Source organism: Streptomyces sp. V3I8 (assembly GCF_030817535.1).
GTDB lineage: Bacteria > Actinomycetota > Actinomycetes > Streptomycetales > Streptomycetaceae > Streptomyces.
Genome location: NZ_JAUSZL010000002.1, coordinates 2,762,827 through 2,785,290 on the forward strand (window position 1 = coordinate 2,762,827; position 22,464 = coordinate 2,785,290).

Sequence of the window (22,464 nt, forward strand, 5' to 3'; positions counted from 1 at the left end):
TGTCCGGGCGGGACCTCCCGGACCGTCCTGCTCACGCCGGTCGGTCCCGGTCGTCCTGCTCACGCCCGGTGTCCTGCTCGTCCCGGTCGTCCTGCTCCCCCGCGGGCTGCGTCGGCACGCGGACCGTCACCTTGCCCGACGCGAGGTCTATGGGGCCTCGTCCGGGGTCGCCGTCGTTCAGGTCCACCCGGGTCAGTTCCAGCCGCTTGCGTTCCTCCTCGGTGTGCTTGCGGCCCGGTGCGAAGAGATCTTCGATCATGTTGAACACGGTGGCTCCCTCGGCCCGGCGTCTCCTCCAGCGTAGACCTCACCGCCGGGAACTCAGCCGGCCCGGCCCGCCGGGCGGGCGCCGGCCGGCTCCGGCGGGAAGAGGCGCATCCGGTGGGCCACCGCCGCCGCCTCGCCCCGGCCCGAGACGCCGAGCTTGGCGAGGATGTTCGAGACGTGGACGCTGGCCGTCTTCGGGGAGATGAAGAGCTTCTCGGCGATCTGCCGGTTGCTGCGGCCGGCGGCCACCAGGCGCAGGACGTCGCGCTCGCGGCTGGTGAGGCCGAGCGCCTCGGCCGGGTCGGCGGGCGCCGGGGAGACCGGATCGGCCGCCCGCGCGAAGGTGAGGCGGGCGCGCCGACCGAGCAGGGAGACCGCGTCGGCGAGCGGACGCGCGCCTAAGTGATCGGCGGCGGCCCAGGCCAGCCGCAGCAGTTCGGTGGCACGGCCCCGCTCCTCCTCCGTACCGCCGGAGCCCAGCAGGGACCCGGCGAGCCGGTACCGGACACGGGCCAGGTCGTACGGGCGTTCCAGCGGCTCGAAGGCGGCGACCGCCTCGGACCAGTCGTCCGGGGTGTCGCGGTCCTCGGCGCGCAGCAGTTCGGCGCGCACCCAGCGCTCGTGCGCCTGCCAGACGGGCACGTTCGTGGTGAGGGACTTGGCGGTCGCCCGCAGCCGTTCGACGAACCCGGCGCGGTCGGGTTCGGTGGCGGGCAGGCCGCGGGCGTCGGCCTCCGCGGTCGCGGCGGCGAGCAGCAGGGGCCAGCCGTAGCGCTGGGTGCCCGGCGGGAAGCCGAGCTCCAGCGCCCGTGCCAGCTCCGCGCGGGCGTCGGGGAGGCGGCCCTGTCCGGCGGCGGTCTCGACCGCGATCGTGGTCAGGGGCAGTACGTACTGCGGCACGGTGTCGTGGGTTCCGAAGTGGCCGCGTGCCTGTGCCAGTCGCTCGCCGGCGGCGGCGAGGTCGCCCCGGGCGAGCGCGACCCGGGCCTGGAGCGTGGCGCGGAAGCCGCGGGGTTTGGCGCTCTGGCCGACGCGCTCCGCGTTGTACCCGGCCTCGACGGCCTCGTCCCAGCGGCCCAGGGAGAAGAGGGACTCGCAGAGATTGCCCCAGACCCAGGCCTCGTTGTCCAGCTGGCCCAGTCTGCGGGTGAGTTCGGCGCCCTCGCGGAGGATGTCGACGGCCTCCAGGGAGCGGCCGACGCTCTCCAGGAAGGACGGGAGGTTCACATGGGCGCGGCCCATCACGTAGGCGGCGCCGAGTTCCGTGGCCCGCTCCTTGACCTCGTGCACCTCGGCGAGTCCGGCGTCGATGTCGCCCGACTCGACGAGGAGTCCGCCCAGGGTGAGCCGCGCGTTCAGCTCGATGTCGCGCGCCCCGACCATGCGCGCGTACTGCACGGCGCGCTCGGCGGCCTGGAGGGCGTCCGGGCCGGGGCGGTGCACCATCGACCAGTTGGCGACGTGGGCGAGGACGTCGGCGTGCACCTCGGACGGCGGCAGCCCCCGGACGAGGTCCTGGGCGGTGGCGAGTTCCTCCCAGCCGTCGCCGCGGCCCTGCGCCTCGACCAGGCGGGAGCGCTGGATCCAGAACCAGGCGGCGCGCAGGGGGTCCCCGTCGTCCTCCAGGAGGTGCAGGGCCCGCTTGGTGATCTTCAGTGCGCGTTTGCGCTCCCCGGAGAAGCGGCCCGCGACGGCGGCCTCGGCCATCAGGTCGAGGTAGCGCAGCGGGGTGGTCGCCGGGTCGCAGCCGCACGGAGGGTACACCTCGGTGTAGTCGACGGGGCGCAGCTCGGCGCGTACCGCCTCGGGGGCCGTCTCCCACAGCTCCATCGCCCGTTCCAGGAGCCGCAGTTGCTCCGAGTAGGCGTGCCGGCGGCGGGCCGCGACGGAGGCGTCGAGGACGGCGGGCAGCGCCTTGGCGGCGTCGTGCGCGTGGTACCAGTGGCTGGCCAGCCGGGCGGCGCGCTCGCCGGCCGGGACGAGCGTGGGGTCCGCCTCCAGGACCTCCGCGTACCGGCGGTTGAGGCGGGAGCGCTCCCCCGGCAGCAGGTCGTCCCCGACGGCCTCGCGCACCAGGGAGTGCCGGAAGCGGTAGCCGTCGCCGTCGGGCGTCGGGAGCAGGATGTTGGCGCCGACGGCGGCCCGCAGCGCCTCGATGAGGTCGTCCTCGCCGAGCCGGGCCACGGCGGCGAGCAGCCGGTACTCCACGGTGGAGCCGCCCTCGGCGACGATCCTGGCCACCCGCTGGGAGCTCTCGGGCAGGCTCTCGACCCGGACGAGGAGCAGGTCGCGCAGGGAGTCGGTGAGGCCGGCGCAGCCGCCGTCGCGGGCGGCCACGGCCAGTTCCTCGACGAAGAAGGCGTTCCCGTCGGAGCGGGCGAAGATGTCGTCGACCTGGGCCGGGCCGGGCTCGGCGGCCAGGATCCCGGCGATCTGGCGGGCGACCTCGGGGCGGCTGAAGCGGCCGAGTTCGATCCGTCCCACGGTGCGCAGCCGGTCGAGTTCGGCGAGCAGGGGACGCAGCGGGTGGCGGCGGTGGATGTCGTCGGCGCGGTAGGTGGCGACGACGAGGAGGCGGCCGCTGCGCAGGGTCCGGAAGAGGTAGGCGAGGAGGTGGCGGGTCGAGGCGTCCGCCCAGTGCAGGTCCTCCAGGAGGACGACGACCGGGCGGTCGGCGGCGACGCGCTCCAGCAGGCGGACGGTGAGTTCGAAGAGGCGGGCCGTGCCGTCCTCGTCGTGCCGGCCGCGTGGGCTCTCCCCCAGCTCGGGCAGCAGCCGGGCCAGTTCCTCCTCCTGGCCCGCGGACGCGGCGGCCAGTTCCCCGGGCAGGTGGCGGCGCAGGGCCCGCAGGGCACTGGAGAAGGGTGCGAAGGGCAGTCCGTCGGCGCCGATCTCGACACAGCCGCCGACCGCCACGACGGCGCCCTCGCGGCAGGCGCCCGCCGCGAACTCCTCGATGAGCCTGGTCTTCCCGACGCCGGCCTCACCGCCGAGCAGCAATGCCTGCGGCTCGCCCGCGGCGGCGCGGGCGAGCGCGTCGTTCAGTACGCCCAGTTCGTCGGCCCGGCCGACGAAGACCGGACTCACGGACCTGGTCTCCACAGCGCCGAGCATCGCACAGGGGTCCGACACCGCGGCACTGGTTATCCGGCGCCCGGTGACGGTCCCGGGCCCGTCCGCGACGGCGGACGGGCCCGGGACCCCCGAGGACGTGCCCGGGACCGGGGGAGCGGTCACCGTGTCCTCGTCCCGGTCGGGGCGGCCGACCCCCGTACGGCCGCCCTTCCGTGCCCCGGCGTTCACGCGGCGCGCGCGAACCGGGATCCGTGGTGACCGTTCACCCGCCCTTCGGTGTCGTCGCGGCCGGATCGCGCGGCCTCGCGGCGGGCGGCCCGGCGGCTGCGGGCGACCTCGCGGGCCATGCGGTAGTTGTCGGCGTCCCGGATCATCTCCGCGGACCGGATCTGCTGGATCTCGTACTCGAACATCCCGTACCCCTGGTGGATCACGACGTGCGGAGAGCGACCCGGGAGGGTCACTGCCTGCTCCGCTCGTCCGCGATGTCTCCACCTTCGTCTCCGAGGGGGGTGCGCCACATCGGGAGAGTTCCGCATCTTGGACGCGCGAGGGGCCTTAGTCCCGCCGCAGGTGACTCGCGGCGGGACTAAGGCCCCTCAGGACGTGCGGTTCCCCGTAGGCGCTCAGCCGGTGCTGGGCATGCCGAGCAGGACGTCGGTGTACTTGAGGACGGCCAGCAGCAGGCCGACGACGCCGAGCGAGACGCCCGCCCAGGCGACGGACTTGACCCACGGGGACCGGACGGCGATACGGTCCGGGTCGCCGAACGCGGGCCGCACCAGCACCACCACCCCGACGATCAGCGCGACCAGCGCGAACAGGCCGGCGACCAGCGCGTTGGCGTTCCAGGAGTCGGCGTACACCTGCTTGATCTGGGTGGCCACGGGGGCGCCCTGCACGGTCTCCAGCTGGCCGTACAGCGAGTCGCGGGCCTGGGCGACCGTACCGACCCAGCTGCCCGTCAGCGAGACGACGCCCAGTGCGGCGGACACGACGGCGGCGGCGCCGAGGCCGACACCGGTGACCGGCGCGGCCGCGACCGGCTCGTTCCCGTCGGCATCCCCGTCGGCGTGCTCGTCGTCCTGGCCCCCGGCGCTCTCCGGGTCGTCCCTGACCTCCTCGACCTCACCGATCGCGGACGTCCCGTCGTTCTTGGCGAGGTCCACGCTCTCGTCGTCGCGCCGTGCCTCGGTGCCGGTCTCGATCCCGGCCTCGTTCTCTGTCTTGGTTCCCATGCCCCGCACCGTACGGACGCTGTCTGAGAATTTCTTAAAGAAATCGGGATTCCTGTGTGTGACGCATGGCGCGCCACTCCGGCGCGAGGACCGACCAGATCTCCGTGTCCTGGCGTACGCCCCGGTGGGACCAGCTCTCCCGCAGGACGCCCTCGCGGCTCATGCCGAGCCGTCGTGCCACGTTCAGGCTGGGCTCGTTGGCGGTGGCCGCGTGCCACTCCACGCGGTGCATGCCGCGCTCGTCGACCGCCCAGTCGATGAGGACGCGGATCGCGCGCGTGATGAGCCCGCGGCCCGCCGCCGCGGGCTCCAGCCAACAGCCGACCTCGCAGGTGCCGTGCTCCGCGTCGAAGGTCCGGAAGAGCACGCCGCCGACGAGCAGGCCGTCCAGCCACACGCCGTGCAGGCTGCCCGTGTCGGCGGCCTTGCGGTCGGCGTACGACTGGAGGAGCTTGCGCGCCGAGGCCACGTCCGTGGCGCGCGACCCGAAGGAGATGTACCGCTGGACGAACTCGCGTCCGCGGTCGAGGTGGGTGAGGAACTCCTCGGCGTGCCACGGCTCCAGGGGCCGCAGTTCCGCGCCGTCGTCACCCAGGGATGTCGCGTACATCCGGCTGTCGCTCCTTCACCGTCACGTCCGGCAGCGCGTCCTCGCGCGCCCCGGGGATCCTCGCACGCCCGCCGGCGCCGGCGGTACGGATTTCCGGCGGCTCGATGCTCAGGCGCGGCAGGCGCCGGTCGAGCCAGCCCGGCAGCCACCAGTTGGCTCCGCCCAGCAGGTGCATGAGGGCGGGCACCAGGAGCGTACGCAGCACGAAGGCGTCCAGGGCCACGGCGGCGGCCAGTGCCACGCCGAACATCGCGATGACGCGGTCGCCGCTGAGCACGAAGGCCAGGAAGACCGCGATCATGATCACGGCGGCGGAATTGATCACGCGGCTGGTCTCGGCGAGGCCCACGCGGACGGCCCGGCGGTTGTCGCCGGTCTCCAGCCACTCCTCGTACATCCTGCTGACCAGGAACACCTGGTAGTCCATGGAGAGCCCGAAGAGCACGGAGACCATGATCACGGGCAGGAAGGGCTCGATCGGGCCGGCCCGGCCGAGGCCCAGCAGTTCGCTGCCCCAGCCCCACTGGAAGATCGCGACGACGACCCCGAAGGCGGCGGCGACGGCGGCGACGTTCATCGCGGCGGCCTTCAGCGGGATGCCGACGGACCGGAAGGCCAGCAGCAGCAGGACGCAGCCGAGACCGATCACCACGCCCACGAACAGCGGCAGTTTGCCGACGATGACATCGGCGAAGTCGTCGTACCCGGCCGTCGTGCCGCCGACCTTCAGGTCGAGGGTGGTGCCGGTCGCGGCCCGCGGCAGCACCTCCTCGCGCAGCCGGTCGACGAGGTCGCTGGTCGGCCGGGACTGCGGCGAGGACTCCGGTACGACGGTGAGGTAGGCGGTGTCCCCGTCGCTGTCGTACGTCACCGGGGTCGCGGTCCGCACGCCCTCGGTCTCCCGGAGCGTGGCGTCGAGGTTGTCCAGGGCCAGCCGGTCCTGGGCGCCGGCGACGGGGGTGACGAGGATCAGCGGCCCGTTGAGACCGGGCCCGAAACCGTCGGCGATCAGGTCGTACGCCTGCCGGGTGGTGGCCGTTCCCGGGTTGTTGCCCTGGTCGGAGGTGCCCAGGTGCAGCGAGAACATGGGCACCGCGAGCAGCGCCATGACGGCGAGGGCGGCGCCGCCGAGGAGCTTCGGGCGGCGTTCGACGAAGGCGGACCAGCGGGCGGCGAACCCGGTGGGGACCTCCGGTTCGGGTCCGTGCCCGGCCAGCCGGCGGCGTTCGCGGCGGCTGAGCGCGCGCATGCCGATGAAGGAGAGCAGGGCGGGCAGCAGGGTCACGGAGGCCGCGACCGTCAGGACCACGGTCAGGGAGGCGGCGATCGCGACGCCGTTGAGGAAGCCGAGCCGCAGGATGAGCATGCCGAGCAGCGCGATGCAGACGGTGGCGCCCGCGAAGACGACGGCGCGCCCGGTGGTGGCCACCGCGTTCCGTGCGGCCTCCTCGACCGGCAGGCCCCGTTTCAGGCCACGGCGGTGTCTGGTCACTATGAACAGCGCGTAGTCGATGCCGACGCCGAGCCCGATCAGCATGCCGAGCATGGGCGCGAAGTCGGCGACGGTCATCAGGTGCCCGAGGAGCACGATGCCGGCGTACGCGGTGCCGACGCTCACCAGGGCGGTGGCGATGGGCAGCAGGGACGCGGCGAGGGAGCCGAAGGCGAGGAGGAGGACGACCGCGGCGACCGCCACGCCGACGATCTCCGCGAGGTGCCCGCCGGAGGACTCGGTGAGGGCGACGGCCTGCCCGCCCAGTTCGACCTGGAGTCCGTCGGCCTCGGCGGCCTTCGCGGCGGAGACGACCGCCGCGGCCTCGCCCCGGTCGATGTGCTCGGCCGGGTCGTCGAAGGTCACGGTGGCGTAGGCGGTGTGCCCGTCCGCGCTGACCTGGCTCGCGGCGTGCCCCTCGTAGGGGCTGACGACCGAGGCCACGCCGGGCAGGCCGGCGATCGTGTCGAGGGCGCGGGTCATGGTCTGCTCGGTGTCGGCGGCCCGCACCGGGTCGGTGGCGGAGTGCCAGACAACGATGTCTCCGTCGCCGCCGAGGCCGGGGAAGTTCTCCTGGAGCAGTTCGGTGGCCCGGCCCGACTCGGTGCCCGGCACCTGGTAGTCGTTCGAGTACGCCGATCCGGCGGCGAGGGCGGCGGCGGCCGTCCCGCCGAGGGCGAGGAGCCAGAGCAGGAGGGCGACAAGGCGATGCCGGACGCACCACCGTGCTAGAGCTGCCACGGACGAGCTCCCTGGATGATTTGTGGATCTTTATCAGTACTTGCCCGCAAAGAACGCATGACCGATGTGTTGTCACTCTTCCAGCCGAAAGTGATTGTTGGCCTCATTCGTGGTTCTCCTCACAGAAATGCGAGGTTGTTCACACGACAATCCAATGAACTCTGTCGTCCCACGCCGGCCTCGCAGACTCGCCGGGGCGGAAGGGTTCTCCGAGGGGCGCGGGGAACTGCGCGACCAGCCACCGACGGCCCGCACCCGACGCACGACCGATTCCTGGCGGCACGCCGAAGGGGCGGCCACCTGACAACAGGTGGCCGCCCCTTCGGGACAGGAGAGACCGGGGGCTAGCCCTCGACGCCGAGCTTCTCCAGGATCAGTTCCTTGACGCGGGCGGCGTCGGCCTGACCGCGGGTGGCCTTCATGACGGCGCCCACCAGGGCACCGACCGCCGCCACCTTGCCGCCGCGGATCTTGTCCGCGACGCCCGGGTTCCCGGCGATGGCCTCGTCGACGGCGGCCGTCAGCGCGCCCTCGTCCGAGACGACCTTCAGACCGCGCTTCTCGACGACCTCGTCCGGCGTGCCCTCGCCCTTGACGACGCCCTCGATGACCTGACGGGCCAGCTTGTCGTTGAGGGAGCCCTCGCCGACCAGCGCGGTCACCCGGGCGACCTGCTCGGGCGTGATGGCGAGGGCGTCCAGGGACACCCCCGTCTCGTTGGCCGTGCGCGCCAGCTCACCCATCCACCACTTGCGGGCGGACGTCGCGTCGGCGCCCGCCGAGATCGTGGCGACGATGAGGTCGATGGCCCCGGCGTTGAGCATCGACTGCATGTCGTGGGCGTTGACCCCCCACTCCTCGCGCAGCCGGTTGCGGCGGGCCAGCGGCTGCTCGGGCAGACCCGCGCGCAGCTCCTCGACCCACTCACGGGACGGGGCGACCGGCACGAGGTCGGGCTCGGGGAAGTAGCGGTAGTCCTCCGCCTCCTCCTTGACCCGGCCCGAGGTCGTGGAGCCCGTGTCCTCGTGGAAGTGACGGGTCTCCTGGATGATCGTGCCGCCGTCGTTCAGTACGGCCGCGTGCCGCTGGATCTCGAAGCGGGCCGCACGCTCGACGGAGCGCAGCGAGTTGACGTTCTTCGTCTCGCTGCGCGTGCCGAACTTCTCCCGGCCGTGCGGGCGCAGCGACAGGTTCACGTCGCAGCGCATCTGGCCCTGCTCCATCCGGGCTTCCGAGACACCGAGCGCCTTGATGAGTTCGCGCAGCTCGGCGACGTACGCCTTGGCGACCTCGGGGGCACGCTCGCCCGCGCCCTCGATCGGCTTGGTGACGATCTCGATGAGCGGGATGCCGGCGCGGTTGTAGTCGAGCAGCGAGTGCGAGGCGCCGTGGATACGGCCCGTCGCGCCACCGACGTGCAGCGACTTGCCGGTGTCCTCCTCCATGTGGGCGCGCTCGATCTCCACGCGGAAGACCTCGCCGTCGTCCAGCTGGACGTCGAGGTAGCCGTTGAAGGCGATCGGCTCGTCGTACTGGGAGGTCTGGAAGTTCTTCGGCATGTCCGGATAGAAGTAGTTCTTCCGGGCGAAGCGGCACCACTCGGCGATCTCGCAGTGCAGCGCGAGGCCGATCTTGATGGCGGACTCGACGCCGATCGCGTTGACGACCGGCAGTGCGCCGGGCATGCCGAGGCAGGTCGGGCAGGCCTGCGAGTTGGGCTCGGCGCCCAGCTCGGTGGAACACCCGCAGAACATCTTGGTCCTGGTGCCGAGCTCGACATGGACCTCGAGGCCCATGACGGGGTCGTACGACGCGAGCGCGTCCTCGTACGACACCAGGTCAGTCGTGGCAGTCACGATGAAACTTTCCCTCTCAGCCCAGCAGGACGTCTTCGTCGCCCAGGCGCTTGAGCTCCCGGTAGAGGATGGCGAGCCCGGTGACGATGGCGGCGGCGGACACGGTGGCGTCGATCAGCCGCAGGGTGTCCCCGTCGCTGCGGGCCAGTTTGATCTGCTTGGCGACGCTGATCGCGCCGAACGCGGTACTGCCGAGCGACACGTACAGCCCGGTCTTCGACTTCTTGAAGTTCTTCGCCTTCTTGGCCATGGCACTCACAGGGACGGAGCCTCCTCGATCAGCGGGTGGCCCCAGCGTTCCACGAAAGCGGCCTCGACGGCGGCTCCCACCTTGTACAGGCGGTCGTCCTTGAGGGCCGGCGCGATGATCTGGAGGCCGACGGGCAGGTTGTCCTCGGGTGCGAGGCCGCAGGGCAGCGACATCGCGGCGTTGCCCGCGAGGTTGGTCGGGATGGTGCACAGGTCCGCGAGGTACATCGCCATCGGGTCGTCGGCGCGCTCGCCGATCGGGAAGGCGGTGGTCGGGGTCGTCGGGGAGACGATCACGTCGACCTGCTCGAACGCCTTCTCGAAGTCCCGCGTGATGAGCGTACGGACCTTCTGGGCGCTGCCGTAGTACGCGTCGTAGTAGCCGGAGCTGAGCGCGTACGTGCCGAGCATGATGCGGCGCTTGACCTCGTCGCCGAAGCCCGCCTCACGGGTGAGGGCGGTGACGTCCTCGGCGGAGCGCGTGCCGTCGTCGCCGACGCGCAGGCCGTAGCGCAGGCCGTCGAAGCGGGCGAGGTTGCTCGAACACTCGGACGGGGCGATGAGGTAGTACGCCGACAGGGCCAGGTCGAAGGAGGGGCAGTCCAGCTCGACGATCTCGGCGCCCAGCTCCTTGAGGAGCGCGACCGACTCGTCGAAGCGCTGCACGACACCGGCCTGGTAGCCCTCGCCGCGGAACTGCTTGACGACACCGACGCGCATGCCGTCCACGCTGCCGTTGCGGGCGGCCTCGACGACGGCCGGGACCGGCTCGTCGACGGAGGTCGAGTCCAGCGGGTCGTGTCCGGCGATGACCTCGTGCAGCAGGGCCGCGTCCAGGACCGTACGGGCGCAGGGGCCGCCCTGGTCGAGGGAGGACGAGAACGCCACCATGCCGTACCGCGACACCGCGCCGTACGTGGGCTTCACGCCGACCGTGCCGGTGACGGCGGCGGGCTGGCGGATGGAGCCGCCGGTGTCCGTGCCGATGGCGAGGGGTGCCTGGTAGGAGGCGAGGGCCGCGGACGAGCCGCCGCCGGAGCCGCCGGGGATCCGCGTCAGGTCCCAGGGGTTGCCGGTGTGCCCGTACGCGCTGTTCTCGGTGCTGGACCCCATGGCGAACTCGTCCATGTTGGTCTTGCCGAGGATGACGACGTCGGCCGCCTTGAGCCGCGCGGTGACCGTGGCGTCGTAGGGCGGGATCCAGCCCTCCAGCATCTTCGAACCGACGGTGGTCGGGATGCCCTTGGTGGTGAAGATGTCCTTGAGGGCGAGGGGTACGCCGGCCAGCGGGCCGAGCTTCTCGCCCCGCGCCCGCTTCTCGTCGACCGCGCGGGCCTGGGCGAGCGCCCCTTCCCGGTCGACGTGCAGGAAGGCGTGCACCTTCTCGTCGACGGCCCCGATGCGCGCGAGGTGGGCCTCGGTGACCTCGACGGCGGTGAGCTCGCCGGCGGCGATCGCGGCGGCGATCTCGGCGGCGGTGAGCTTGATGATGTTGACGTTGCTGTCCGTCATGGTGATTAGTCCTCCCCCAGGATCTGCGGCACCTTGAAACGCTGCTGTTCCTGGGCCGGGGCGCCGGAGAGCGCCTGCTCGGGGGTGAGCGACGGACGGACCTCGTCCGCACGCATGACGTTCGTCAGCGGCAGCGGGTGGGAGGTCGGCGGTACGTCTTGGTCGGCGACCTCGCTGACGCGGGCGACCGCGCCGATGATGTCGTCGAGCTGCCCGGCGAAGTGGTCGAGCTCTTCGCTTTTCAGCTCCAGACGCGCCAGTCGGGCGAGGTGGGCGACCTCCTCGCGCGTGATGCCAGCCATGCAGCGATCCTCAGGGGTGAGTGCGTGTGGTGTGCCCCAATCCTATGGGGCGCGCGAACTTCCCCGTACATCGGTTTCCCGTAGGCCGCACGAGGCGCGGGCGGGCGCCGACGACGGGTCACCCCCACGGGAAACGCCCACCCGTCGACACGCCCGTCGCGGGCAGGCGGGTGGGAAAGGTTTTTCACTCGTCCCCGGCCACCGCGGGCAACGCGGCCTTCGGCCGCTGCCACCCCCGCGACCCCCGCGCCAGCAGCCACGCCGTGGCCTCCTCCGGAGGCATCGCGGCGGCCACCAGCCATCCCTGCACCGCGTCGCACCCCAGGTCCCGCAGCCGCTCCCACGTCTCGTCGTCCTCGACGCCCTCGGCCACGACCAGCAGCCCCAGCGAGTGGGCGAGGTCGACGGTGCAGCGCACGATCTCCGCGTCCTCGTTGTCCACGACGAGCCGCGCCACGAACGACCGGTCGATCTTCAGCTCGCTCACCGGCAGCCGCCGCAGGTGCACCAGCGACGAGTACCCGGTCCCGAAGTCGTCGAGCGACATCTTCACGCCGTGCCCGGTCAGCCCCTCCAGGGTGTCCGCGGCCCGCTGCGGGTCCTCCAGCAGCACGTGCTCCGTGATCTCCAGCTGGAGCGACCCCGCGGGCACCCCGTGCCGGGCGAGGCGCGCGGCCACCGACCCCGCGAACCCGGGCGTGTGCACGTCCCGGGGCGACACGTTGACGGCGACCGGCACGTGGAGCCCCTGGGCCCGCCAGCGGGCGACCTGGGCGAGCGCGGTCTCCAGTACGTACTCCGTGAGGTGAGGCATGAGACCGGACGACTCGGCGATGGCTATGAACTCGTCCGGCGGCACCCGCCCGCGCTCGGGATGCACCCACCGCACGAGCGCCTCCAGGCCAGCGACCTGCCCGTCGAAGCGCACCTTCGGCTGGTAGTGCAGCTCGACGTCCCCCGCGTCGAGCGCGCGGCGCAGGTCCCCGAGCAGTCCGAGCCGGTCGGGGGTGTTGGAGTCCCGCTTGGACTCGTAGACCTCCACCCCCGTGCGGTCCCTCTTCGCCTGGTACATCGCGACGTCCGCCCGCCGCAGCAGCCCCTCCGCGTCCAGCGCGTGGTCGGGGAAGACGGCGAGTCCGGCGCTGGCCTCCAGCACGAGCGTCAGCCCGTCGAGGTCGAGCGGCGACCCGAGCGCGGTCACGAGGGTGCGGGCGACCCGCGTCGCGGACGTCGTGGAGTCGACGACGGGCAGCAGCACGGCGAACTCGTCCCCGCCGAGCCGCGCGGCCTCCGCCCCGCGCGGCAGGGCGACCCGCAGCCGGTCCGCTATCTGCAGCAGCAGCCGGTCCCCCGCGAGGTGCCCGAGCGTGTCGTTCACGGACCTGAAGCGGTCCAGGTCGATCAGCATCAGAGCGGAACGCGCACCGATCCGTTCGGCGTCGTCCAGCGCCCGCCAGGTCCGTTCGAGGAGCCACTGGCGGTTGGGCAGTCCGGTGAGGGGGTCCCGCAGTTGCTCCTCGGCCCGGGCGCGCACCATCCAGAGCGTGGAGTCGAGCGCGATGAGCGGGACGGCGAAGAGCGGCAGGAGCGCGGGCAGGGCGACCGCGACGACACAGATCAGCGGCGCGATGCCGAGCAGCGCCACGGCGACCAGGCCGTGCCTGACCAGGGCCGTACGGGCCACGGTCGGCAGTCCGCCGGTACGGGGCGCGTGGAGGTACCACAGGAGCGCGCGGCTCACCGCGAGATACGCCCCGGCCACCAGCACCACCTGCGGCACGGTGTAGACGGTCCAGGTCTCCGGTTTCCAGGGCGTCTCGACCGACGGTGCCCGTCCGAACACGGTCAGCACCAGCGCGCCGGCGCCGATGCCGAGGATGTCCACCGCGCCGTGCAGGATGCCCTGCCGCCAGCGGTGGCGCCTGGCTATGCCGACGAGCACGACGACGGTCAGGCTGACCATGCCGGCCGGCACCCAGCCGTAGAGCAGCAGGACGGCGAGGGTGAGGGCCGTGCCGGAGCCCGTACCGCCCCACCAGCGGGACCGGCCGAGGGCGACCAGGTGGCCGACGATGACGCCGACGAGGGCGGCCAGCGCCCAGCCGGCGGAACCGGAGGGGAAGAGTGCGTGGTGGTCGGTGAAGGCATGGTGGAAACCCGCGCCCAGCACGAGGGCGGCGGCCGCGACGACCGCCGCGGGCAGCGCGGGCCACGACGGCTGCCGGTCGGCCTCGTGCCCCGCGGACTGGGAGGCGTGGTGCCGGTGGACGGCGGGGACGGCGGGGACGGCGGTGGAGCGGGCCGGGCCGCGCCCGGCCGCCGCGCCGCGCTGTTCTGCCGTGTGTCCCGCCGCCGCGTGTCCTGCCACGTGTCCGGGGCCGTCCGGCCGCTGCGCGGGCCTGGTGACGCCGAGGTTCACCCCGAACGCCCGGCTTCGCTCCAGCAAGGGGTGCCACCACCGCCGTGCGCCGGTCGTCCGGCGTGGGCGCAGCCGTGAGTCCGGGGCGGCGCTCTCGGTCGGTTCCATTCCCGTCCCTCTCACAGCCGGCGGTGCCCACGCCACGCGGCCCGATGCCCGGCCGGAGGCACAGGAAACCCCCTGGTCCCTCACCGGCACCGCGTCCTGAGACCCTTCCCCCGGCCCTCGAAGAGCAGGGGGATGCCCCGGCCGCAGTTGGGCACGGCAGGCGCACACCTCAACAGTAGGCCGCAGAAGGCCTTCACGGGCAGCCGTCGTCCACGGTTGCCCGAATGCGACCCGGGCACCCGTATGCATCTGATATGCGCCGAACAGGCGGTCTTCAACCCCTACTCCTCGGCCGCAGACGCCGTCTCGGCCGGAAGCGCCGCCTCGGCCGCCGCTTCCGGTCCTTGTCCGAGCAGGACGGCGAAACCGTCCTCGTCCAGAACCGGCACCTTCAGCTGCATCGCCTTGTCGTACTTCGATCCAGGATTGTCACCCACAACAACGAAAGACGTCTTCTTCGAAACAGAACCGGTCACTTTCGCCCCCTGGCTCTGCAGTGCCTCTTTCGCCCCGTCGCGGGTGTGACGTTCCAGGGTGCCGGTGACCACGACGGTCAGCCCCGCGAGCGGGCGGGGTCCCTCGTCCTCGCCGGAGTCCTCCTCCTCCATACGGACGCCGGCGGCCTTCCACTTGCGCAGGATCTCCCGGTGCCACTCCACCGCGAACCACTGCTTCAGCGACGCGGCGATGGTGGACCCGACCCCCTCGACGGCGGCGAGTTCCTGCTCCGTGGCCTGCTCGATGCGGTCGATCGAGCGGAACTCGCGGGCCAGTGCCTCGGCGGCGACCGGGCCCACGTGCCGGATGGACAGGCCGGTGATGATCCGGGCCAGCGGGCGCTCCTTGGCCGCGGCGATGTGCTCCAGCATCGCGACGGCGTTCTTCCTGGGCGCGCCCTCCTGGTTGGCGAAGACCGTGGCGATCTTCTCCTCGCCGGTCCTGGGGTCCCGCTTGGGCAGTCCGCTGTCCTGGTCGAGGACGTACGCCCGGATGGGCAGCAGCTGCTCGATGGTGAGGTCGAAGAGGTCGCCCTCGTCCCGCAGCGGCGGCTCCGACGGCTCCAGGGGCTTGGTGAGCGCGGCGGCGGCCACGTAGCCGAAGTTCTCGATGTCCAGGGACTTGCGGCCGCCGAGGTAGAAGAGGCGCTCGCGCAACTGGGCCGGGCAGGTGGCGCCGTTCGGGCAGCGGAGGTCGATGTCACCTTCCTTGGCCGGTGCCAGCGGTGTGCCGCACTCGGGGCACTCGGCGGGCATCACGAACTCCCGCTCGCTGCCGTCCCGCAGGTCGGCGACCGGCCCGAGGATCTCCGGGATGACGTCCCCGGCCTTGCGCAGCACCACGGTGTCGCCGATGAGGACGCCCTTGGCCTTGACCACGTCCTGGTTGTGCAGCGTCGCGAACTCGACCTCGGAACCGGCCACCGTGACGGGTTCGACCTGCGCGAACGGGGTGACGCGGCCGGTGCGGCCCACGCCCACCTTGATGTTGATCAGCTTGGTGTTGACCTCCTCGGGCGCGTACTTCCACGCGATCGCCCAGCGCGGGGCGCGGGAGGTCGAGCCGAGGCGGCCCTGGAGGGGGATCTCGTCGAGCTTGACGACGACGCCGTCGATCTCGTGCTCCACGGAGTGGCGGTGCTCCCCGTAGTACGCGATGAACTCCCGGACGCCGTCCAGGTCTTCGACGACCTTGCCGTAGCGGGTCGTCGGCAGGCCCCACTCGTGCAGCAGTTCGTACGCGTGCGAGAGGCAGTCGATGTCGAAGCCCTCGCGCGCGCCGATGCCGTGCACGACCATGTGCAGCGGTCGGGTCGCCGTGACGCGGGGGTCCTTCTGGCGCAGTGAACCCGCCGCCGCGTTGCGCGGGTTGGCGAAGGGCTTGTCGCCGGCCTCCACCAGGCGGGCGTTGAGCTCCTCGAACTTCTCCATCGGGAAGTAGACCTCGCCGCGGATCTCCACGAGGTCGGGGACGCGCTCGCCCCGCAGGCGGTCGGGGATCTCCGCGATCGTACGGACGTTGGGTGTGATGTCCTCGCCCGTGCGGCCGTCGCCGCGGGTCGCCGCGCGCGTGAGCCGCCCGTGCTCGTACGTGAGGTTGACCGCGAGCCCGTCGACCTTCAGCTCGCACAGGAAGTGGTACGCGGACGTGCCGACCTCCTTGGCGAGGCGGTCGGCCCAGGCGGCCAGCTCCTCGTCGTCGAAGGCGTTGTCCAGGGAGAGCATGCGCTCCCGGTGCCGGACGGCCGTGAACTCCGTCGCGTACGCCCCCGCCACCTTCTGGGTCGGCGAGTCCGGGGTGCGCAGCTCGGGGTACTCCTGCTCCACGGCCTCCAGGGCGCGCAGGAGCTTGTCGAAGTCCGCGTCGCTGACGACCGGCGCGTCCTTCACGTAGTACCGGAAGCGGTGCTCCTCGATCTGCTCGGCGAGCTGCGCGTGCTTCTCCCGTGCCTCGCTGGGCGCGGGCCCCGCAGCCGCCGCCGCAGTCGAAGCGGTCTGTGCGTCCTTGTCGCCGGCCACCGTGTCGTCCTCCCGTTACTGTGACTACTCTGGGTTGTCCGCGAGTGATCTTGCCGCCCGGACGCAGTGGGCGAGCGCCCTGCGCGCGTACTCGGGGGAGGCGCCCGCGAGTCCGCACGACGGGGTGAGCGTGACCGCGTCCGCGAGAAGCCCCGGACTCAGCCCCAGCCTGCGCCACAGCGTCCTGACACCCATGACGCTACCGGCAGGGTCCGACAACGGGCCGTCCGTCCCCGGCACGACACCGGCGAAGAGCCGCGTCCCCGCTTCCACCGCTTCCCCGATCGTGTCGTCGTCACGCTCCGTCAGAAGCGCGAGGTCGAAGGAGACGGCGGTCGCCCCGGCCCTGCGCAGCAGCGCGAACGGCACGTCGGGGGCGCACGAGTGGACGACGGACGGGCCGCCGCCCCGCACCCCGATGACGTCCCGCAGGGTGGCCTCGACGACCTGCCGGTCCACGGCCCGGTGGGTGCGGTAACCGCTGGCGGACCTCACGTGCCCACGCAGTACGTCGACGAGCGAGGGTTCGTCGAGCTGCAGGACGACCTCGGCACCGGGGACGCGCCGGCGTACATCGGCGAGGTGCTCGCGCAGGCCCTCGGCGAGCGAGCCGGCGAGGTCGCGGCAGGCTCCGGCGTCGGAGAGCACCACTTCTCCGCTGTGCAGCTCCAGGGCGGCCGCGAGCGTCCAGGGCCCCACCGCCTGCACCTTCAGCGGTCCTTCGTACCCCTGGGTGAACTCCTCCAGGGCGTCGAGGTCCTCGCCGAGCCAGGACCTGGCGCGCTTGGTGTCGCGGCCCGGCCGGTCCCCCAGCCGCCAGCCGCTGGGCTCCACGCGCGCGTACAGCTCGACGAGCATCCCCGCGGTCCGGCCGATCATGTCCGCGCCGGGGCCCCGGGCGGGCAGTTCCGCCAGATACGGCATGCCCGTCTCCGGGCCTTCGAAGGTCCCGGTCACGGACTTGGCGGCCTCCCGGGCGTCGCCGCCCGGCATCGACCCGACGCCGGTGGCGGGGCCGGGCCTGAACTCGCTGTTTTCGCTCACCCGGGCAGCCTACGGAGTCGACGGGCCGGGGCGGGTACGAGGGCCGGCACGAAGGCCGGGCCGTCGGCGTCCCCGGCGGTCCGTCAGCGTCCCGGACGCACCGTCAGGTCGTTGACCTCGGCGTCCCTCGGCAGGTCCAGCGCCATGACGACGGCCGTCGCGACGGACTCGGGGTCGATCCACTTCGAGGGGTCGTACTCCTTGCCCTCCTGCTGGTGGACCTTGGCCTGCATGGCGCTGGCGGTGCGGCCCGGATAGACCGAGGTGACGCGGACGCCGTTCGCGTGCTCCTCGTGGCGCAGCGAGTCCGCGAGGGCCTTCAGGCCGTGCTTGGACGCGGCGTACGCGGACCAGTCGGCGTACGCGTTGAGTCCGGAACCGGAGTTGACGAAGACGACGTGGCCCTGGGTGAGCCGCAGTTGCGGCAGGAGGTGGCGGGTCAGCTCGGCGGGCGAGATCAGGTTCACGTCGAGCTGGTGGCGCCAGGTCCTGGGGGTCAGGTCGCCGACCCGGCCGAGGTCGATGACGCCGGCGATGTGCAGCAGCGAGTCGACCCGGTCGGGCAGCGTCTGGTGGGAGAACGCCCAGGACAGCCGGTCCGGGTCCGCGAGGTCGCCGACCAGGGTGCGCGCGCCGGGGAACTCGGCGGCCAGTTCCTTCGCGCGGCCCGCGTCGCGCGCGTGCAGCACGAGGTCGTCCCCGCGCGCGTGGAGGCGGCGGGCGACGGCCGCGCCGATGCCGGAGCCGGCTCCGGTGATCACATGAGTAGCCATGCCGACCATGCTCGCAGCATCCGCGCGTCCGCCCCGACGCCAGGGTCCGGGCCCAGGGTCCGGGCGGGCCGTCCGTCCCGCCGGACGGCCCGCCCGGCGGTCAGCGGACGGTGAACCCGGCCGCCCCGGTGTCCAGGGTCGTGGTGCCGTTCTCGGCGGTGGCCAGGACGGCGACGTGCCAGTCACCACGCGGGGACGACTCGGCGTCGGGGCCGGTGACCGCGATGGTGTAGGTGCAGCGCGCGGTGTCGCCGTGCGACGGCTCGCAGACGGCCGGCTCCGCCGCGGCCATGTCCTTCGTGGTCAGCCCCTCCTCGGCGAAGGACGAGCTCTCCGGCCACGCGAGCACCTTCACGCTCTCGACCCCGGAGGACGCCGTGACGTCGGTGACGAAGGTCAGCGAGCCGTCGCGGTCGCCGCCGGGAGCGGTGTAGCGGGCGGCGCTGTCCGCCAGGGTGGGCGGCTGCTCCCCGGCGTGGGCGAGGGCGAAGGCCCCGGCACCGCCGAGCAGGACGGCACCGGCGGCGACGGCGGACAGGGCGACACGACGGGACATGGGGTTCTCCGCGACTGACTCGGCTGGATCGGACCGGCGCGCCTGGACTGCGCCGCTGCACCGATACTCGCCGTGCACCGTCCCGCCGGTCATGAGCGCACCTACTCAGTTCGGCCTGGGTACGCGCCCACCGGGGACCACGCGCGACGCGCGCTCCCGCACGCGCGCGTGCTCACTGCGTGCCGCGGCTCTCCTCCAGGTAGGCGAGCGCCCCCACGGCCTCCTCCGCGAAGAACACCAGATCGGTGAGCGGCACGGGCAGGAACCCCTCGGCCTCCATGCGCAGGAACTGCTCCTTGAGGCCGTCGTAGAAGCCCGCCGTGTTGAGCAGGACGACCGGCTTGTCGGTGTGCCCGTGCTTCTTCAGCTCCAGGATCTCGGTCGCCTCGTCGAGCGTGCCCGTCCCGCCGACCATGATGACGACGGCGTCCGCCTTCCGCAGGAGCAGTGCCTTGCGCTCCGCGAGGTCCCGGGCGACGACCATCTCGTCCGCGTCCTTGCGCGCCCTGGCGCCGAGGAACTCCACGGAGACGCCCACCAGCCGCCCGCCCGCCTCCCGCACGCCGTCGGCGACGACCTTCATGAGCCCGACGTCGGATCCGCCCCACACGAGCGTGTGCCCGCCCTTGCCGAGCAGTTCGGCGAACTCGCGGGCGGGCCGGGTGTAGCGCTCGTCCAGGTCGGCGGCGGAGAGGAAGACACAGATGTTCATGGACTCAACCTACGGGTCACCGCGGGGGAAGAACACGAGGACGCCCGACGCTGTACCTGTGCAGGACGTGGCCGCGTCCCCGCGACCGCCGCACGACCTCTACCGAGGAGTGGAAACCGTGACCAAGGGCCATCACATCACCGTCGAGCAGGGCACCGAGCACGTCCGGGCGGTCCACAACGGCCGGGTACTGGCCGACAGCACACGCCCGCTGGTGCTGCGCGAGACGGGCCTCCTGCCCCGCTACTACCTCCCGCCGCAGGACGTCCACGTGGACCTGCTGACCCCGTCGGAAACCTCCACCCACTGTCCCTTCAAGGGCGACGCGTCCTACTGGTCGCTCCCGGACGCCCCGGACCTCGTCTGGGCGTACCCCGACCCGAAGCCGGAGGTCGCCGGGATCAAGGACCACTTCTGCTTCTACGAGGTGGAAACCGTCACCGCCGAGTGACGCCGGGGCGGCGGAAACGTTGGTGCGCGGCGCCGGCGGAACCGGGTAACGTCTTTGCCATGTTCTTCCAGACGCCGATTTACGAGTGAGCGCGTGACGGGCCCCCGCTGACATCCTCCGACGTGGCCGCCCGTCCCCCACCGACGAATCCGTAGATCATTTCATCTCATTACCGGGAGAACCCGTGACCGTGAGCAAGAACATCAACAACCCCGTGGGTCAGGGCGGCGGCAAGCGCAAGAAGCAGTCCCGCGCCGAACGGCAGAACAACGGCCCGCACCGCAACCTCGACCGCCAGGGCGCGGCCGACCAGAAGGCGGAGCTGGTGCGCAAGATGCGTGAGAAGACGGCGGCGGCGGCCGAGGGCGCCGGGCAGACGGACGACGACAGCGCAGCACAGAGCTGACGCACCGCCGCCGCGGGGCGGCGGCACCGCACACGGCAGGGCCCGGAGCGCGCCACGCGCTCCGGGCCCTGCCCCGTATCAGGGCTCGGCTCCCGGCCGGCCACCGCGCCTCGACCGATCACCCGGGGCAGCCGGTCCCGCCCCTTCGGGCACCCGTCGTGCCCCGAGGCTTCCTGCCCTGGTACCTGTGTGGCGTTTAACGTCCGGGAGTGAGCCTTTGGACTTCCCTGGAACCCGCCTCCGCGACCGTGGACCCGGGTGGCAGTACGACGGTACGGCTGCGTCTGCGCAACACCGGCGACGTGGTGGACGAGTACCGCTTCGAGGCGGTCGGTGATCTGGCGCCCTGGACGACGGTGGAACCGCAGGTCCTGCGTCTGTATCCGGGGACGACGGGCTCGGTGGACCTGACGTTCACGCCGCCACGGACGCCCGACGCGACGGCGGGCCCCAACCCGTACGCGGTGCGGATCACCCCGACCGAACATCCGGAGGCAGTCACCGTCCCGGAAGGCAACTTGACGATCACTCCCTTCACGGAGCTGCGGGCGGAGTTGGTGCCGCCGACGGTGAAGGGCCGTTTCCGTGGACGTCCGAAGCTGGCGGTGGACAACCTCGGCAACACGAAGCTGACGGCCTCGATCGGCGGCAGCGACAACGGCGATCAGCTGTCGTACGACATCCATCCGTCGAACGTGCAGATCGAGCCGGGGCGTGCGGCGTTCGTGAAAACGACGCTCAAGCCACGGCAGATCATCTGGTTCGGCTCGAAGGAGGACCGGCCCTACACCCTGGCCGTACAGCGCTCCGGGGTGAAGCCGCTGGACGTGGCGGGCACCTATGTCCAACGAGGCTTCCTCCCCCGCTGGCTCGCCACCTTCCTGGGCATCTTCGTGGCACTGGCGATCACCTTCGTGATGCTGTGGATCGCCTACCAGCCCAGAGTCACCAGCGCCGCCCGGGAGAAGCTCCAGGAAGCCGGCGTCAGCACCCTGGCACCCTCCCCCTCACCGACGCCCGGAGCATTGAAGGCCCCCTCCGCCCCGGCCACGCAGCCCCCGGCCCCGACCGGGACGAAGGCCGCGGACGGAGACGGCGCGGGGGGTGGCGGCGGCGCGAAGGACGACGGTTCCGAGAAGAAGAAGGAGACCAAGGCTCCGGAGCGGACCGCGGCGACCGCCGTCCGGGAGCTGGCCGAGGACGACCCGGACGGACGGCACATCTGCTACCGGGCCTACGTGAAGGGCAAGGGCTGGACGAACGCCGTCTGCGACGGCCAGACGGCCGGCACCGTGGGCAAGAACACCCCGCTCAAGGCCGTCAACATCGCCGTGGCCGGAACCAACGGCACGGCGGGCGCCGCCTTCGTCCACGACCCGGGATCGACCAACGGCGAGGGGCACTTCCCCGACCCGTGGTCGGACGCCGCAGACGGCGCCGACAACTACGTCGGCAGCGCCAAGGAGGACGCCCCGGACATGCTGGGGTTCACCCTCAACGTCGACAACGGCGCCGGCCCGGTCTGCCAGGTCGTCCACGTCCACAACGACGCCTGGCTCGCCCGGGAATGCGACGAGCCCAAGGCCGGGTACGACTTCACCTACGCCGGCACCCACAACAACGTCCTCTGGCTGGAGGCGTTCAAGCTCACGGTGTGACCCGTACCGGCCTTGTGGGCAGGGAGAGCTCGAACCACATGGTCTTGCCGCCCGGCCCGTACGGCCCCTCCCCTATGGCACACCCGCCCCAGCGGTCGGCCACGGTGTCGAGGATGACCATGCCCCGGCCGCCGTCCGCGTGCACGCTCACCGGCGCAGGCGGCGCCGGCGAAGGCAGGTCGGGGCTCATGTCCCACACGCTGACACGCAGCACGGGGTGCAGCCAGTGCAGCCGCACGGAGGCCGGGCCCTTGGTGTGCCGCACCGAGTTGGTCGCGAGCTCGGTGGTCAACAGCTCGGCCCGGTCCGCCAGTTCGGCGAGGTGGTACGCGGTCAGGACCGCGCGGAGGGTCAGTCGGGCGATGCCCGGGCTGCGGGGATCGCAGGGGAAGTGGAGTTCGTAGATCCAGGAAGCCGTGAACGGCAAGGGCTCGGGGTGCGGGCCGTCGGGCCGGACGTCGAGGGCGGGACTCACGCGG

General features: G+C 72.3%; 20 protein-coding genes. 3 read left to right on the plus strand and 17 right to left on the minus strand.

Features of this window, described 5'->3' with window-relative positions; translation table 11 throughout:
- Nucleotides 1-31: 31 nt before the first annotated feature.
- The 16 genes from QFZ75_RS12005 to QFZ75_RS12080 form a co-directional block, all read right to left on the minus strand.
- Complete coding sequence (locus QFZ75_RS12005) at nt 32-259, minus strand: DUF6191 domain-containing protein (protein ID WP_373465847.1); 228 nt, start codon at nt 257-259, stop codon at nt 32-34.
- 62 nt (nt 260-321) lie between these two features.
- On the minus strand, nt 322-3,381 hold the full coding sequence (locus tag QFZ75_RS12010; RefSeq protein ID WP_307544395.1) for a helix-turn-helix transcriptional regulator: 3,060 nt from the start codon (nt 3,379-3,381) through the stop codon (nt 322-324).
- A 185-nt stretch (nt 3,382-3,566) separates the two neighbouring features.
- Nucleotides 3,567-3,806, minus strand: a complete 240-nt coding sequence (locus QFZ75_RS12015) for a hypothetical protein (RefSeq protein WP_373465848.1) — start codon at nt 3,804-3,806, stop codon at nt 3,567-3,569.
- A gap of 162 nt (nt 3,807-3,968) precedes the next feature.
- Entirely contained in the window at nt 3,969-4,580 is a 612-nt protein-coding gene (locus tag QFZ75_RS12020; RefSeq protein ID WP_307536326.1) for a hypothetical protein, read from the minus strand.
- A gap of 34 nt (nt 4,581-4,614) precedes the next feature.
- Nucleotides 4,615-5,190 carry a GNAT family N-acetyltransferase gene (locus tag QFZ75_RS12025; RefSeq protein ID WP_307536327.1) on the minus strand — a complete coding sequence of 192 codons (576 nt, stop codon included), beginning with the start codon at nt 5,188-5,190 and terminating at the stop codon, nt 4,615-4,617.
- On the minus strand, nt 5,168-7,423 hold the full coding sequence (locus QFZ75_RS12030; RefSeq protein WP_307536328.1) for an MMPL family transporter: 2,256 nt from the start codon (nt 7,421-7,423) through the stop codon (nt 5,168-5,170). The genes QFZ75_RS12025 and QFZ75_RS12030 overlap by 23 nt, the downstream gene beginning before the upstream one ends.
- Before the next feature lie 344 nt (nt 7,424-7,767).
- Nucleotides 7,768-9,279, minus strand: coding sequence for an Asp-tRNA(Asn)/Glu-tRNA(Gln) amidotransferase subunit GatB (gene gatB / locus QFZ75_RS12035; protein ID WP_373465849.1), 1,512 nt, complete (start codon nt 9,277-9,279; stop codon nt 7,768-7,770).
- A 16-nt stretch (nt 9,280-9,295) separates the two neighbouring features.
- Entirely contained in the window at nt 9,296-9,529 is a 234-nt protein-coding gene (locus QFZ75_RS12040) for a hypothetical protein (RefSeq protein WP_189776246.1), read from the minus strand.
- Between the two features lie 5 nt (nt 9,530-9,534).
- Nucleotides 9,535-11,040 carry an Asp-tRNA(Asn)/Glu-tRNA(Gln) amidotransferase subunit GatA gene (gene gatA, locus QFZ75_RS12045; protein ID WP_307536331.1) on the minus strand — a complete coding sequence of 502 codons (1,506 nt, stop codon included), beginning with the start codon at nt 11,038-11,040 and terminating at the stop codon, nt 9,535-9,537.
- A 5-nt stretch (nt 11,041-11,045) separates the two neighbouring features.
- Nucleotides 11,046-11,342 carry an Asp-tRNA(Asn)/Glu-tRNA(Gln) amidotransferase subunit GatC gene (gene gatC / locus QFZ75_RS12050; protein ID WP_149509469.1) on the minus strand — a complete coding sequence of 99 codons (297 nt, stop codon included), beginning with the start codon at nt 11,340-11,342 and terminating at the stop codon, nt 11,046-11,048.
- A 184-nt stretch (nt 11,343-11,526) separates the two neighbouring features.
- On the minus strand, nt 11,527-13,869 hold the full coding sequence (locus QFZ75_RS12055) for a bifunctional diguanylate cyclase/phosphodiesterase (protein ID WP_307536335.1): 2,343 nt from the start codon (nt 13,867-13,869) through the stop codon (nt 11,527-11,529).
- A gap of 281 nt (nt 13,870-14,150) precedes the next feature.
- A complete protein-coding gene (gene ligA / locus QFZ75_RS12060; RefSeq protein ID WP_307536337.1) occupies nt 14,151-16,385 on the minus strand; it encodes an NAD-dependent DNA ligase LigA in 2,235 nt (744 codons plus the stop codon).
- 24 nt (nt 16,386-16,409) lie between these two features.
- Complete coding sequence (locus tag QFZ75_RS12065; RefSeq protein ID WP_307536339.1) at nt 16,410-17,429, minus strand: methionine synthase; 1,020 nt, start codon at nt 17,427-17,429, stop codon at nt 16,410-16,412.
- A gap of 83 nt (nt 17,430-17,512) precedes the next feature.
- Nucleotides 17,513-18,211 carry an SDR family oxidoreductase gene (locus QFZ75_RS12070; protein WP_307536341.1) on the minus strand — a complete coding sequence of 233 codons (699 nt, stop codon included), beginning with the start codon at nt 18,209-18,211 and terminating at the stop codon, nt 17,513-17,515.
- A 91-nt stretch (nt 18,212-18,302) separates the two neighbouring features.
- A complete protein-coding gene (locus QFZ75_RS12075; RefSeq protein ID WP_307536343.1) occupies nt 18,303-18,758 on the minus strand; it encodes a DUF5707 domain-containing protein in 456 nt (151 codons plus the stop codon).
- A gap of 172 nt (nt 18,759-18,930) precedes the next feature.
- A complete protein-coding gene (locus QFZ75_RS12080) occupies nt 18,931-19,470 on the minus strand; it encodes a TIGR00730 family Rossman fold protein (protein ID WP_307536344.1) in 540 nt (179 codons plus the stop codon).
- A 118-nt stretch (nt 19,471-19,588) separates the two neighbouring features.
- Here QFZ75_RS12080 and QFZ75_RS12085 point away from each other — a divergent pair, with 118 nt between their 5' ends.
- From QFZ75_RS12085 to QFZ75_RS12095, 3 genes are all read left to right on the plus strand, one after another.
- Nucleotides 19,589-19,921: a DUF427 domain-containing protein gene (locus QFZ75_RS12085; protein WP_373465850.1), complete on the plus strand. Its 333-nt coding sequence runs from the start codon at nt 19,589-19,591 to the stop codon at nt 19,919-19,921.
- 184 nt (nt 19,922-20,105) lie between these two features.
- Nucleotides 20,106-20,327 carry a DUF6243 family protein gene (locus tag QFZ75_RS12090; protein WP_307536346.1) on the plus strand — a complete coding sequence of 74 codons (222 nt, stop codon included), beginning with the start codon at nt 20,106-20,108 and terminating at the stop codon, nt 20,325-20,327.
- Between the two features lie 209 nt (nt 20,328-20,536).
- On the plus strand, nt 20,537-21,985 hold the full coding sequence (locus QFZ75_RS12095; RefSeq protein WP_307536348.1) for a hydrolase: 1,449 nt from the start codon (nt 20,537-20,539) through the stop codon (nt 21,983-21,985).
- Here QFZ75_RS12095 and QFZ75_RS12100 read toward each other — a convergent pair.
- Nucleotides 21,975-22,460, minus strand: a complete 486-nt coding sequence (locus tag QFZ75_RS12100) for an ATP-binding protein (RefSeq protein WP_307536350.1) — start codon at nt 22,458-22,460, stop codon at nt 21,975-21,977. The two genes, QFZ75_RS12095 and QFZ75_RS12100, sit on opposite strands and share 11 nt — an antisense overlap.
- Nucleotides 22,461-22,464: the final 4 nt, after the last annotated feature.

Excerpts from the sequence above, each read along its gene's own strand:
- QFZ75_RS12005 (WP_373465847.1), bottom strand. The coding sequence starts at position 259 with ATGATCGAAGATCTCTTCGCACCGGGCCGCAAGCACACCGAGGAGGAA.
- QFZ75_RS12010 (WP_307544395.1), bottom strand. The coding sequence starts at position 3,381 with ATGCTCGGCGCTGTGGAGACCAGGTCCGTGAGTCCGGTCTTCGTCGGC.
- QFZ75_RS12020 (WP_307536326.1), bottom strand. The coding sequence starts at position 4,580 with ATGGGAACCAAGACAGAGAACGAGGCCGGGATCGAGACCGGCACCGAG.
- QFZ75_RS12025 (WP_307536327.1), bottom strand. The coding sequence starts at position 5,190 with ATGTACGCGACATCCCTGGGTGACGACGGCGCGGAACTGCGGCCCCTG.
- QFZ75_RS12040 (WP_189776246.1), bottom strand. The coding sequence starts at position 9,529 with ATGGCCAAGAAGGCGAAGAACTTCAAGAAGTCGAAGACCGGGCTGTAC.
- gatA (WP_307536331.1), bottom strand. The coding sequence starts at position 11,040 with ATGACGGACAGCAACGTCAACATCATCAAGCTCACCGCCGCCGAGATC.
- gatC (WP_149509469.1), bottom strand. The coding sequence starts at position 11,342 with ATGGCTGGCATCACGCGCGAGGAGGTCGCCCACCTCGCCCGACTGGCG.
- QFZ75_RS12055 (WP_307536335.1), bottom strand. The coding sequence starts at position 13,869 with ATGGAACCGACCGAGAGCGCCGCCCCGGACTCACGGCTGCGCCCACGC.
- QFZ75_RS12070 (WP_307536341.1), bottom strand. The coding sequence starts at position 18,211 with ATGGTCGGCATGGCTACTCATGTGATCACCGGAGCCGGCTCCGGCATC.
- QFZ75_RS12075 (WP_307536343.1), bottom strand. The coding sequence starts at position 18,758 with ATGTCCCGTCGTGTCGCCCTGTCCGCCGTCGCCGCCGGTGCCGTCCTG.
- QFZ75_RS12080 (WP_307536344.1), bottom strand. The coding sequence starts at position 19,470 with ATGAACATCTGTGTCTTCCTCTCCGCCGCCGACCTGGACGAGCGCTAC.